Annotated in this window: 13 protein-coding genes; 7 read left to right on the plus strand and 6 right to left on the minus strand. The window is 63.3% G+C overall.

The window, feature by feature from the left end:
• Nucleotides 1-305 precede the first annotated feature (305 nt).
• From HUX88_RS08800 to HUX88_RS08820, 5 genes are read right to left on the minus strand one after another with little or no spacing between them, the layout of a single operon-like run.
• Nucleotides 306-1,130 (minus strand): Rossmann-like and DUF2520 domain-containing protein, encoded by an 825-nt coding sequence (locus HUX88_RS08800; protein ID WP_176361520.1) that lies wholly within the window; start codon nt 1,128-1,130, stop codon nt 306-308.
• Nucleotides 1,130-1,729 carry a DUF924 family protein gene (locus HUX88_RS08805; protein ID WP_176361521.1) on the minus strand — a complete coding sequence of 200 codons (600 nt, stop codon included), beginning with the start codon at nt 1,727-1,729 and terminating at the stop codon, nt 1,130-1,132. The genes HUX88_RS08800 and HUX88_RS08805 overlap by 1 nt, the downstream gene beginning before the upstream one ends.
• Before the next feature lie 2 nt (nt 1,730-1,731).
• A complete protein-coding gene (locus tag HUX88_RS08810) occupies nt 1,732-2,478 on the minus strand; it encodes an MgtC/SapB family protein (protein ID WP_117012435.1) in 747 nt (248 codons plus the stop codon).
• Between the two features lie 25 nt (nt 2,479-2,503).
• A complete protein-coding gene (locus tag HUX88_RS08815; RefSeq protein ID WP_176361522.1) occupies nt 2,504-2,761 on the minus strand; it encodes a hypothetical protein in 258 nt (85 codons plus the stop codon).
• The gene (locus tag HUX88_RS08820; protein ID WP_176361523.1) at nt 2,758-4,572 is read right to left on the minus strand and encodes an aminopeptidase P family protein; all 1,815 of its coding nucleotides are present in this window, start codon (nt 4,570-4,572) and stop codon (nt 2,758-2,760) included. The genes HUX88_RS08815 and HUX88_RS08820 overlap by 4 nt, the downstream gene beginning before the upstream one ends.
• 316 nt (nt 4,573-4,888) lie before the next feature.
• On the opposite strand from HUX88_RS08820, the gene HUX88_RS33250 reads away from it, so the two are divergent.
• A complete protein-coding gene (locus tag HUX88_RS33250; protein ID WP_373886767.1) occupies nt 4,889-5,068 on the plus strand; it encodes a HigA family addiction module antitoxin in 180 nt (59 codons plus the stop codon).
• 221 nt (nt 5,069-5,289) lie between these two features.
• On the opposite strand, the gene HUX88_RS08830 is transcribed toward HUX88_RS33250, so the two are convergent.
• Complete coding sequence (locus HUX88_RS08830; RefSeq protein ID WP_117012431.1) at nt 5,290-5,979, minus strand: Crp/Fnr family transcriptional regulator; 690 nt, start codon at nt 5,977-5,979, stop codon at nt 5,290-5,292.
• Nucleotides 5,980-6,118: 139 nt separating this feature from the next.
• Between HUX88_RS08830 and HUX88_RS08835 the strand changes: the two genes are divergently transcribed.
• Genes HUX88_RS08835 through HUX88_RS08860 form a run of 6 tightly spaced genes read left to right on the plus strand, consistent with a single transcriptional unit; the run spans nt 6,119 to nt 13,047 of the window.
• Complete coding sequence (locus HUX88_RS08835) at nt 6,119-8,065, plus strand: AMP-binding protein (RefSeq protein ID WP_217916276.1); 1,947 nt, start codon at nt 6,119-6,121, stop codon at nt 8,063-8,065.
• Between the two features lie 14 nt (nt 8,066-8,079).
• Nucleotides 8,080-8,913 (plus strand): ABC transporter ATP-binding protein, encoded by an 834-nt coding sequence (locus HUX88_RS08840; RefSeq protein ID WP_176361525.1) that lies wholly within the window; start codon nt 8,080-8,082, stop codon nt 8,911-8,913.
• On the plus strand, nt 8,910-9,812 hold the full coding sequence (locus HUX88_RS08845; RefSeq protein WP_176361526.1) for a branched-chain amino acid ABC transporter permease: 903 nt from the start codon (nt 8,910-8,912) through the stop codon (nt 9,810-9,812). Before HUX88_RS08840 ends, HUX88_RS08845 begins: the two co-directional genes overlap by 4 nt.
• 9 nt (nt 9,813-9,821) lie before the next feature.
• Nucleotides 9,822-10,880: a branched-chain amino acid ABC transporter permease gene (locus HUX88_RS08850; RefSeq protein WP_117012428.1), complete on the plus strand. Its 1,059-nt coding sequence runs from the start codon at nt 9,822-9,824 to the stop codon at nt 10,878-10,880.
• Between the two features lie 32 nt (nt 10,881-10,912).
• Complete coding sequence (locus tag HUX88_RS08855; RefSeq protein WP_176361527.1) at nt 10,913-12,211, plus strand: ABC transporter substrate-binding protein; 1,299 nt, start codon at nt 10,913-10,915, stop codon at nt 12,209-12,211.
• Nucleotides 12,208-13,047, plus strand: a complete 840-nt coding sequence (locus HUX88_RS08860; RefSeq protein ID WP_117012426.1) for an ABC transporter ATP-binding protein — start codon at nt 12,208-12,210, stop codon at nt 13,045-13,047. Before HUX88_RS08855 ends, HUX88_RS08860 begins: the two co-directional genes overlap by 4 nt.
• The last annotated feature ends 6 nt before the right edge of the window (nt 13,048-13,053 follow it).

Raw genomic sequence — 13,053 nt, forward strand, 5'->3', positions numbered from 1 at the left:
GTTTAGCGGCGATATCCACGTCGTAAATCCCTGGCGCTTTCGTGACGGTCGTACTCTTCAGAAATAACATGTTCTTACCCCTATCCTATTGGTGCGCCGGCTCAGTGCTAGATTCTTCAAGAAAACATTCTAAGAAACAAGCTTATTGCTAATTCCGTGGTTTGTCGACTAGTCCCGCCACTTATTTGTGAATTCGTACCAATAAAACTGCAACGCCCGGCGCCTGGTCGAACGTACACCTACTTAAAATATAGTTGTTAAGCAGTAATTTGCAAGGAGATAAGAGCCGTTACGGCCCTGGCGGGCTATTTCTGCCGTTTTCGGCGCGCCAGATCGGCGGTGGGCGCGACCAGCGCACGGTAGAGCTCGCCTGTCGGCGCGTCCCATTGATCGACCGCCCGTTGTTGACGTTCCACAGTCGCCATGTCGCCGCGCGCGATCGGGCCGCTGAGCGCGGCGGCGGCGCCGAGGCGGAATACATTGGCCATCGACTCGGCGGCCAGCGGCTGCGCCATCCGGCGCGCCACCGGTTCCGGGATGCCGGCCGCCATGTAGGCACGCAGGGCGGCGTCCAGCACCGTCACCAGGTAGTTGCTGGCGAAGACGGCGGCGGCGTGGTACACGGTCTTGGCCGAGGCGTCGATGGGCACGGGCTGCGCGCCGATCGCCCGCAGGGCAGGCGTGAGCACGGCCAGCGCGGCGGCGTCGCCCTCGATGCCGCAGAAGGTGCCTGAAAATTGGGCAGCCACCGCCGCCGGATCGGCAAAGCTGCGGATCGGATGGACGCTGGCGACCAGCGCGCCCGCGTCGCGCGCCGCCTGCAGCTGGCCGGACGCCAGCGCGCCGCTGCAATGGAACACCACGCTACCCTTCAGCGGCACCGCCTGCGCCAAGGCGGCGCAAGCGGCGGCGATCTGGTCGTCGCCGACCGCCAGCACGTGCAGGTCGGCCGGTTGCAGTTGATCGTAGCGCTCCACCGGCGTGCCGCTGCCGATGAAATCCACAGCCGCCTGCGCCGACGCGGCGGACCGCGTCAGCACCTGCTGCACTTGGAAGCCGCCCTGCGCCGCCAGCAGGCGTCCCAGCACGCGGCCGACATGGCCGGCGCCGATCAGGTTCAGGGCAGCCATCAGAAACCGGACCCCGGCTGCTGCAAATATGCCTGTTCTTCCGGCGTCGATGCACGGCCAAGGATGGCGTTACGATGCGGGAAGCGGCCGAAACGCTTGATCACCTCACGATGACGCCGCGCGAAATCGAGCATGCCGGCGACGTCTGGGGCGGTGGGCCCGGCATCGTGCATGCGCTCGAACAGGGCCACGGCCCGCTCCTGCATCGCGATGTCCTCCGCGTGCTCGAACGGCAGGTAGACAAAGCCCCGCTGCAAAGGCGTGAGCATCTCGTCCTGTCGCGCATCAACCATGGCGAGTGCCGCCTGCAATGCCTGCGGATCGCCGGCGAAGGCCAATGGCGTGCCGCGATGGACGTTGCGGCAGAACTGGTCCAGCACCACGATGCGCGCCAGCGCCGACCGCGGGCCTTCCATGTCCCAGTGCCGCAGATCGCCGGCCAGCGCCTGCTCGATCAACGCGCCGAAACGGCCGGCGATCTCGCGGTCGAAATCGTCGTTCTTCTGGAACCACTCGCGGCGCGGCGCGTCGGCGGCCTGGCCTTCCGAGGGCTGGAACCAGAAATCGAATACCGCCTTGGCTTGTACGTTCATGTTCATGTTCAGTTACGCGCGTGCGACAGTTGGAAGCTGTGGATGCCGTCGAATTGCGCCAGCTCGGCCGACAGCACCGACATCGGCGCGCCGCTACGCTTGCTCAGCGCGATGGCGACGAAGCGCCACTCCTGCATGCCGCCGTCGCTGCCTATCATCAGCGAGCCGCCGGCGATTTCGTAGCCGCGCTGCAGCGCCATGGCGCGCAGCGCCGGCTCCTGCGGCAGATAGCCCGCCTTGAAGCGCATGGTGATCGCGATCGCATGCCGCGAGGGCAGCCAGGCCTCGACCCTGGTCAGCAGGATCATCGCGCCCGCGCTCAGCACCGCCAGCCCCATCGCACCAAGATAGAAGCCGATGCCGACCATCACGCCGATCACCGACGAAGCCCAGATCGAGGCCGCCGTCGTCAGGCCGCTGATGTTAAAGCCTTCACGCATGATGACGCCGGCGCCGAGGAAGCCGATGCCGGTGACGATGCCCTGCACGATGCGGGTCGGGTCGGAGGTGAGGACGGTGTGGCCGGCATGGCCGCCGAACCATTCGGCGGGATAGCCGCCGATCACCGTCAGCGCGGCGGACGCCATGCATACCAGCCCGTAGGTACGCATGCCGGCCGCGCGGCCGTGGTACGAGCGCTCGTAGCCGACCATCAGGCCTAGCAGCAGCGCACCGACCAGATTGAGCAAAATAACGCCGTTGGTGGCAACTTCGTGGGCAGACCAGTAGGCAAACAGGGACTCGATCGATGGCATGCTTGGTCTCTTTCAGCGATGGCGCTCAGGGCGCTTTTTTAACGAGCTGCTTTTCAAATGCGACATCGAGCCTGCTGACGCGCTTGGGCGCTGCGGGCGAGATACCGTTGACGAAGGCGACAAAGTCGTCCAGCTCCAGCGGGGCGCACAGCGGCGGCTGGCCGGGGCCTTCGGTCAGGAAGAAATGGCCGCTGCCGGTGCGCGACATCGAATACTTGGCGTTCCCGCTGCGGACCTTGAGGCGGTCGACGGCCGTCGTGGCCCTGGTTGCGCGGCCGCTCATAGCGCCTCCGTGCGGGTTTCGAGCCAGGCCAGCGCGTCGCCAGACAGCAGCGGGCGCAAACGCTTGCGCACCGTGGCGTGATAGTCGTTCAGCCAACGTTTCTCGTCGTCGCGCAGCAGCGAGGGTTCGATGCAGCGGGTGTCGATCGGGCACAGTGTCAGCGTTTCGAATTCGAGGAACTCGCCGAATTCGGTCTGGCCCGCCGGCCGGTTGAGCACCAGGTTCTCGATCCGGATGCCCCACTGGCCGGGACGGTACAGCCCCGGTTCTATCGATGTGATCATGCCTGGCTCCATGGCGGTGTGCGGCTCCGGCATCGCCGATTGCGAAATCGACTGCGGGCCTTCGTGCACGTTGAGGAAGTAGCCGACGCCGTGGCCGGTGCCGTGACCGAAGTCCAGCCCTTCGGCCCACAGCGGCGCGCGGGCGATGGCGTCGAGCATCGGCGATTTGGTCCCGCGCGGGAAGCGCGCCGAGGACAGGGCGATCACGCCCTTGAGCACCAGCGTGAAATCGCGTCTGTGCTCGCCCGTGATGGCGCCGACGCCGACCACGCGGGTGATGTCGGTGGTGCCGCCCAAATACTGGCCGCCGGAGTCGATCAGCAGCAGGCCGTCGCCTTCGATGATGGAATGCTGCGCTTCGGTGGCGCGGTAATGCATGATCGCGCCGTTGGAGCGGAAGCCGGCGATGGTGGCGAAGCTGGGGCTGACGAAGCCGGGACGGCGCGCGCGGGCCGCCGTGATCTCGCGGTCGATGGCCAGCTCGGTCAGCGGGGCGCGGCGGGGATCGGCCAGCGTCTGGTCCAGCCAGGTGAAGAATTCGCATAGGGCGGCGCCGTCCTGCTCCATGGCGGCGCGCACGTGGGCGGCATCGGCCTCGCTCTTTTTGGATTTGGCGAAGGTGGTCGGGTTGATCGCCTCGATCACGCGGACCGTGGCCGGCACCCACTGGCGCGTGCCGTAGGTGACGCGGCGCGGATCGATCAGCAGCGTGCTGTCGGCGGGCAGCGCGGCCAATGCGGCGGCGGCCGATTCATACGGCGCGACGTCGACGCCGTCCTCCGCCAGCGTGGCGCGCAGCGCGGGCGAGACCTTGCCGTCGGCGACAAACAAGGTGGCGCGCTCCGGCCCGACCAGCGCGTGCGACAGGAAGATCGGGTTGAAATTGACGTCGGCGCCGCGCAGGTTGAACAGGTAGGCGATATCGTCCAGCGTCGAAATCAGGTGGTGCTGGGCGCCCAGTTGCCGCATCGTTGTGCGCAAATTGACAAGCTTTTCGGCGCGGGTCTGCGATGCGAACGGTGGCAGGTGTTCGTAAACCGGCGCTTCGGGCAGCGATGGACGGCCGGTCCAGACTTCGTCCAGCAGGTCCAGATCGGTGCACAGGGTGACGTTTTTCGCTTTCAGCGCCTGTTCCAGCAGGCGGGCGATGGACAGGCCGAGCACCGCGCCGTCGACCGCCGCCGTCTGGCCTGGTTGCAGGGTCGTTGCCAACCAGTCAACGTATTGGACGCTGGCGCCGGAGGTCAGCTTCATTAGCGCGATGCCGGTGCCGGCCAGTTGCTGCTCGGCCTGGGTCCAGTAACGGGCGTCGGTCCAGACGCCGGCGAATTCCGGCGTGACAATAAAAGTACCAACCGAGCCGGTAAATCCCGACAGCCATTCACGGCCCTGCCAGCGCATCGGCAGATATTCGGACAAGTGGGGATCGGCGGACGGCACGATCAGCGCGTCGATATTCTGGCGGCGCATTGCCGCGCGCAACAGCGCAAGGCGCTCGACGATCGGGGAGGTATCTGGAGTATGCATGAGTCGATTCCGGTGTGCCGCCGATGCGGCATAGCTTGTCGCTATGATACTCCGATTGCCAGGGGCGCAGGTTTGGATCTGCCATCACTTAGCCAAGCATGCGAAATGCTTTAATTGCTCTGCTTGTTCCACAGTGCTCCGAAAGCTATAGTGAGAATTATGGCCTCGTTTCAGCGGCGGTTTTTCGAAGCGTGAAATTATGCTGAGATACAGCCTTGGACAGACCTGGAGGATTAATGGACATGCATAATCCTCTTCATCCCGGTGAATTCATCCTGGAAGTATATCTGCGGCCACAAAAAATCAGCGGCCGGCGATGTGCCGCGAAACTGGGCGTCGCGCGTCAACGTTAAGTCGTATTTTAAGCGGTCGTGGAAGAGTGACCGCTTCAATGGCTCAACGCTTGGCAACCGCACTGGGAAGTTCACCAGAAAGTTGGCTTGCCATGCAGGAAATGTACGATCGCTGGTTAGAAAAACAGCGTAATGCAGCATAACGATCCAATCGCCGCTTTATTCGCATAACGCGTGCTCCCGATATTTCCCTTCACTTTCATGGTCATCGACGACGACGCGGCATTTAGCAGCCGCACGATTCGTGCGCATGACGCAAATCCGCCCTTCCCGCGCTGGATTTTGGCTCAAACACGCTAAAATTTAGCATGTTTTGAGGGCAAAACGTCCCTGATCGGGATTTCATCGTTCCAAGAAATAGGACTCAGGCCTCGTAGCGGCGCAGGCCTTCGAGATCGAGTATGCGGATGCCGCCGTAATCAAGACTTAATAAGCCTTGTTTTTCCAGCAGCTGCAACGCCTGATTGGCGCGCTGGCGCGAGGCGCCGGACAGCAGGCCTAATTCCTCCTGCGATATTTGCACCAGTTTCTCCAATCCCGGATAAAGATGGGAATTAAACATGGAAACCAGACAACGCGCCACGCGGGTATCGGGATTTAATAAGCGGTCATTTTCCACCATCCCGATAAACTGTCCCAAGCGCTCATTCAGCTGCATTAATAAAAACCGCGTAAATGGCAAACTGGTTTCCAACAGCCAATGAAAAGTAGAAAGCGGCATGCGCGCAATACGGCTATCGCGTAAAGCCATCGCATCGTATTTAAGGTGCTCCCTTTTTAAAAGCGAACCCTCACTGAACCAGCCCCCCGGCGGTACGCCGGTAAATGACACGCTTTTACCCGCCGCCGAGAAATTGGTCATCTTCACCATGCCCTCGATAATACCCAGCCAATGCTCCACCATTTCCCCCTTGCGGCAAACATAACCGCCCTTCGGGACAAAGGTTTCAAAGGTCTCGGCCTCTACGCGCGCCATTTGTTCCGGCGTCAGGCCCTGGGCCCAGATCGCCGTACGCAATGCGTCCTTGAGGGTAATTTGATGTTGATTAGGCATTATTGCAACGCACCATGGAAAGTTCAGTCAAATGTCGCCGAAAAGACAACCTGACTGTCGGCGGCAAGCTACTATCATCACATAAAAAGGCTGCCGTATCAGAAGTTTAACAAGTACGAGCAAATAGCAACAGGAGACACTGGTGCATACACAGAACGACACGTTCCCGCGCTGGCTGCTGGCCCATGGCCAGCTCCGTCCAGGGAAACCCGCTTTCAGGGAAAAATACCTGGGCATCTGGCAGAGCTGGACTTGGGCCCAGGTCAACGACGAAGTGCGGGCGCTGGCCTGCGGCCTGGCCGCCATCGGCTTCCAGCGCGGCATGAACCTGGCCATCATCGGCGACAACCGCCCCCGCCTCTACTGGTCGATGCTGGCCGCGCAGTGCCTGGGCGGCGTGCCCGTGCCACTGTACCAGGACGCCCCGGCCGCCGACATGGCCTATGTGCTGGAAAACGCCGAGATCCGCTACGCCATCGTCGAAGACCAGGAACAGGTCGACAAGTTGATGGAATTGCAAAGCCTGTACCCGCACATCGAGCACGTCGCCTACGACGATGAACGCGGCATGCGCCACTATCGCCAGCAAGGCCTGCTGTCCTTCGCCCGCCTGCAGGAGATCGGCCGCGCCTGGGACAAGGCCAATCCCGGCATGTTCGACAACGCCGTCAAGGCCGGCCAGGGCGGCGACAACGCCATCATCCTGTACACCTCCGGCACCACCGGCAAGCCCAAAGGCGTGTGCCAGACCCACTCCGCGCTGATCGCGGCCGGCACCGGCGGCGTCGGTTTCGAGCACCTCACCGACGCCGAGGACATCCTGTCCTACCTGCCGATGGCCTGGGTGGGCGACTGCCTGTTCTCCTTCGCACAGGCGATGACGGCCGGCTTCACTGTCAACTGCCCCGAATCCGGCGACACCGTCATGACCGACATGCGCGAAATCGGCCCTACTTATTACTTCGCCCCGCCGCGCGTGTTCGAGAACATGCTCACCACCGTGATGATACGGATGGAGGACGCAGGCGCCATCAAGCGCCGCATGTTCCATCACTTCATGGCGGTGGCCCGCCGCAGCGGCGCCGCCATTTTGGATGGCAAGCCGGTGCCGCTGTCGGACCGCATCGCTTATGCGATAGGTCAGGTTCTGGTTTACGGCCCGCTGAAGAATGTGCTCGGAATGTCACGCGTGCGGGTCGCCTACACGGCCGGCGCCGCGATCGGGCCGGACCTGTTCCGCTTCTACCGCTCCATCGGCGTCAACCTGAAGCAGTTCTACGGTTCCACCGAAACCTGCGCCTACATCTGCCTGCAGCCGGACGGCCAGATCAAGTTCGACAGCGTCGGCCTGCCGGCGCCCGGCGTCGAGGTCAAGCTGGCCGACAACGGCGAAGTGCTGGTCAGGTCGCCAACATTGATGGACTGTTATTACAAGCGCCCCGACGCCACCAGCGAAGCGATCGACGCCGAAGGCTACTTCCACACCGGCGACGCCGGCCTGTTCGACCACGAAGGCCACCTGAAGATCATCGACCGTGCGGCGGATGTAGGCAGGATGAACAGCGGCGCCATCTTCGCGCCCAACTACGTGGAGAACAAACTCAAGTTCTTCCCCTTCATCAAAGAGGCGGTGGTGTTCGGCGACAAGCGCGACGAGGTCTGCGCCTTCATCAATATCGACATGGAAGCCGTGGGCAACTGGGCCGAACGCCGCAGCATCGCCTATTCCGGCTACACCGACCTGGCCGCGCACCCGCAGGTGTATGGCCTGGTGCGCGACTGCATCGAGCAGGTCAACGCCGACCTGGCGTCCGAGCCGATGATGAGCGACACGCAGATCCACCGCTACCTGGTGCTGCACAAGGAGCTCGACCCGGACGACGATGAGCTGACCCGCACGCGCAAGGTGCGCCGCAAGTTCATCGCAGAGAAATACGCGGTGCTGATCGATGCACTCTACAGCGGCAAGCAATCGCAGTACATTGAAACGCAGGTCAAGTTCGAGGACGGCCGTACAGGGCTGGTGGCGGCGGACCTGAAGATCGAGTCCTGCAAGACCTTCCCTGCCATCCAGGCAGCGGCATGACAGAGGAAGCCACCATGCAAATGAACGAACCAGACACCCACTTCGGGGCGGACGCCGATCCCGGCCGCCGCAAGATCGGCCCGGTGATCCTCGACCTGAAGAACATCTCGCTGTCGTTCGGCGGCGTGAAGGCGCTGACCGACATCTCCTTCGACGTGAAGCAGCACGAGATCCGCGCCATCATCGGCCCAAACGGCGCCGGCAAAAGCTCGATGCTCAACGTGATCAACGGCGTGTACCGCCCGCAGCTGGGGGAGATCATCTACCGCGGCGAGCATCGCAAGAACATGGACTGCCACGCCGCCGCCAAATCCGGCATCGCCCGCACCTTCCAGAACATCGCGCTGTTCAAGGGCATGACGGTCCTCGACAACATCATGACCGGCCGTAACCTGAAGATGAAGTCCAACTTCCTGATGCAGGCGCTGTACTGGGGCCCGGCGCGGCGCGAGGAAATCGCCCACCGCGTCAAGGCCGAGGAGATCATCGACTTCCTGGAGATCCAGGCGATTCGCAAGACGCCGGTGGGCCGCCTGCCCTACGGCCTGCAAAAGCGCGTGGAGCTGGGCCGCGCGCTGGCCGCCGAACCGGATATCCTGCTGCTGGACGAACCGATGGCCGGCATGAACGTGGAAGAGAAGCAGGACATGTGCCGCTTCATCCTCGACGTGAACGACCAATTCGGAACCACCATCGTGCTGATCGAGCATGACATGGGCGTGGTGATGGACATCTCGGACCGCGTGGTGGTGCTCGACTACGGCAAGAAGATCGGCGACGGCACACCCGACGACATCCGCTGCAACCAGGACGTGATCAACGCCTACCTCGGAAAGGCCCACGAATGAACGTTAACTTCTTCTTTGAGGTGCTGATCGGCGGCCTGCTGTCCGGCGTGATGTACGCGCTGGTGGCGATCGGCTTTGTGCTGATCTACAAGGCCTCCGGCGTTTTCAACTTCGCCCAGGGCGCGATGGTGTTCTTCGCCGCGCTCACCTGCGTCGGCTTCGTCGACAAATTCGGCGTGTCGCTGTGGGTGGCGATACCGCTGACCATCGTGGTCATGATCCTGCTCGGCATGGCGATCGAGCGCGTGGTGCTACGGCCTTTGGTGAACCAGCCGGAGATCACGCTGTTCATGGCCACCATCGGCCTGGCGTTCTTCATCGAAGGCCTGGCGCAGCTGATATGGGGCTCGCAGGTGCACAAGCTGGAACTGCCGATCGAGGACGTGCCGTCCGAATACCTGATGAACAAATTTAACATCCTGGTCTCGCAGTTCGACATCATGGCGGCCGCCGTCTGCGGCCTGCTGGTGACGGCGCTGGCCCTGCTGTTCTCCAAGACCAAGGTAGGCCGCGCCCTGCGCGCGGTGGCGGACGACCACCAGGCCGCGCTGGCCGTCGGCATTCCGCTGCAGCGCATCTGGGCGGTGCTGTGGGCGGTGGCCGGGTTGGTCGCGCTGGTGGCCGGCCTGCTGTGGGGCGCCCGCAACGGCGTGCAGTTCGCGCTGACCTTCGTCGCGCTGAAGGCGCTGCCGGTGCTAATCCTCGGCGGCTTCACGTCGATGCCGGGCGCGATTGTCGGTGGCCTGATCATCGGCGCCTCCGAGAAGATGGCCGAGGTGTATATCGGCCCGCTGGTCGGCGGCGGCATCGAAGGCTGGTTCCCGTACGTGCTGGCGCTGTTGTTCCTGCTGGTGCGGCCGGAAGGCCTGTTCGGCGAAAAAATCATCCGCAGAATCTGAGAGGCCATCATGCTCTACCGCGAAGCAGGACAATTCAAAACCAGCTATCAGGCCGACAGCCAGATCTTCCCCATCCTGCAGGACCGCATCGCGCTGTTCGCGCTGCTGGCGGTGGCGATCGTGGTGGTGCCGCTGTTCGCATCGCCATACACCTTGTCGGCGATCCTGATCCCCTTCCTGATCTTCTCGCTGGCCGCGCTAGGACTGAACATCCTCACCGGCTACGCAGGCCAGCTGTCGCTGGGCACCGCCGCCTTCATGGCGGTCGGCGCCTTCGCCTCGTACAACTTCCTGGCGCGCCTGCCTGGACTGCCGGTGCTGCTGGCCTTCGTGCTGGGCGGCTTGAGCGCGGCGATGGTCGGCATCGCCTTCGGCCTGCCGTCGCTGCGGATACGCGGCTTCTACCTGGCCGCGTCCACGCTGGCCACGCAGTTCTTCGTGGTGTGGTGCCTCACCAAGATCCCCTACCTGACCAACTACAGCACCTCCGGCGTGATCACCGCGCAGAAGATCGCCATCCTCGGCTACCAGTTCGACACGCCGGGCCGCAAATACCTGCTGGTGCTGGGCGTGGTGGCCGTGATGGCGCTGCTGGCCAAGAACATGATCCGCTCCAACGTGGGCCGCTCGTGGATGGCGGTGCGCGACATGGACGTGGCGGCCGAAGTGATCGGCTTCCGCCTGATGCGCACCAAGCTGCTGGCCTTCGCCGTCAGCTCCTTCTACTGCGGCGTGGCCGGCGCGCTGTATGCGTATGCCTACCTCGGCACGGTGGAACCGGAAGCCTATAACCTCGACCTGTCGTTCCGCATCCTGTTCATGGTGATCATCGGCGGCGTCGGTTCGGTGCTCGGCTCCTTCCTCGGCGCGGCCTTCATCGTGCTGCTGCCGGTGTTCCTGAACATCTTCGCGCACGGCCTGGCGCTGCCGACCAGCGTGGCCTCCAACCTGGAGCTGATGGTGTTCGGTGCATTGATCGTATTTTTCCTGATCGTGGAACCCCACGGTCTGGCGCGTTTATGGCAAATCGGTAAAGAGAAACTGCGTCTGTGGCCATTCCCGCACTGAACGCAAACAACAATAACCTGGAGGAGAAGACAATGAAACGCATCGCATCCCTGGTACTTGGACTCACACTGGCGGCATCCATTCCCGCATGGGCCCAGGACCAATACGTCGCCCTGCCCTCGTACCGCGTAGGCCCTTATGCGGCGGGCGGTTCCGGCTTCTACGGCGGCATCATCGACTACTTCAACCTGGTCAACCTGGCCGGTGGCGTGAACGGCGTGAAGATCTCGTGGGAAGAGTGCGAGACCGAATACAACCCTTCGCGCGGCGTCGAATGCTACGAGCGCCTGAAGACCAAGAACGGCGGCGCCACGCTGGTCGAGCCGCTGTCCACCGGCGTGGCCTACGGCGTGCTGGATCGTTTGGCCGTCGATAAAATCCCGATGACCATGATCGGCTACGGCCGTTCGGACGCCGCCAACGGCAAGGTCTTCCCCTACGTGTTCCCGCTGATTACCAGCTACTGGAATCAGGCCGCCGCGATGGTCAAATACCTCGGCGACAAGGACGGCGGCATGGCCAAGCTGAAAGGCAAGAAGATCGCCTACCTGTACCACGACTCCGCGTTCGGCAAGGAACCCTTGCCGGTGCTGGAGGCCTTGTCCAAGCAGTATGGCTTCGACCTGGTCAAGGTTCCCGTCACGCCGCCGGGCACGGAGCAGCAATCGCAGTGGCTGCAGATCCGCCAGGCCAATCCCGACCACGTGATCCTGTGGGGCTGGGGCTCGATGAACGCGGTCGCCATCAAGACCGCACAGCGCAACGGCATCCCGCGCGAGAAGATCCTGGGCGTGTGGTGGGCCGGCTCCGAAGAAGACACCGTGCCGGCCGGCGACGCCGCCAAAGGCTACAGCGCGATGACCTTCAACACCCCGGGCAACTACCCGGTGATGGACGATATCCATAAAAAACTCTACGACGCCGGCAAGGGCAACCTGGCCGACCGCACCCGCATCGGCTCCGTGTATCACATGCGCGGCGTCAGCGCGGCCATCCTGTGGGTGGAGGCGATGCGTACCGCGCAGGAAAAATTCGGCAAGGGAAAACCGGTCAACGGCGAGCAAATGCGCTGGGGCCTGGAACACCTGAACGTGGACGAGGCGCGCCAGAAAGCCATCGGCGCCCTGGGCATGCTGCCGCCGGTGAAGACCAGCTGCGACGACCATGAAGGCTCGGGCGCGGTCAAGGTCCAGCAATGGGACGGCAAGAAGTGGAACGCCATCACGCCGAACTGGATCGTCGGCGACAAGGCGCTGACCCGCAAGCTGCTGGAGGATAGCTCCGCAGCCTACGCGGCCGAGAAAAAAATCACGCCGGCCTGCGCAAAATGATCGCCGCCGCCAGCACAGCGGCCGCTCCGGCGGCGGCGCCCTACCTGTCCGTGAACAACGTGGAGGTGATCTACGACCACGTGATCCTGGTGCTCAAGGGCGTGTCCCTGCAAGTCCCGCAGGGGAAGATCGTGGCCCTGCTGGGCGCCAACGGCGCCGGCAAGTCCACGACGTTGAAAACCATCTCCACGCTGCTGCGCGGCGAACGGGGCGACGTCACCAAAGGCGAAGTCCAGTTCAAGGGCGAACGCATCGACCAGCTCACGCCCAATGAGCTGGTGCGGCGCGGCCTGTCGCAGGTGATGGAGGGGCGCCACTGCTTCGGCCACCTGACCATCGAAGAGAACCTGCTCACCGGCGCCTACACCCGCAGCGCATCGCGGGGGGAGCTGAAGGAATCGCTGGAGAAGGTCTACCACTACTTCCCGCGCCTGCGCGAGCGGCGCGCCAGCCAGGCCGGCTACACCTCCGGCGGCGAGCAGCAGATGTGCGCCATCGGCCGCGCGCTGATGGCCAAGCCGTCGATGATCCTGCTGGACGAGCCGTCGATGGGCATCGCGCCGCAGATCGTCGACGAGATATTCGGCATCGTCAAGGACTTGAACAGCAAGGAGAACGTCTCCTTCCTGCTGGCCGAGCAGAACACCAGCATCGCGCTGCGCTACGCGGACTTCGGCTACATCCTGGAGAACGGCCGCGTGGTGATGGAGGGCGCGGCCTCCGAGCTGGCCAGCAATGAAGACGTCAAGGAGTTCTACCTCGGCGTTTCCGGCGCCGGCCGCAAGAGCTTCCGCGACATGAAGTTTTACCGCCGCCGCAAACGCTGGCTGGCCTGAGGAACA

This window comes from Duganella sp. BJB1802 (assembly GCF_013369445.1).
Taxonomy (GTDB): Bacteria; Pseudomonadota; Gammaproteobacteria; order Burkholderiales; family Burkholderiaceae_D; genus Rugamonas; species Rugamonas vulcania_A.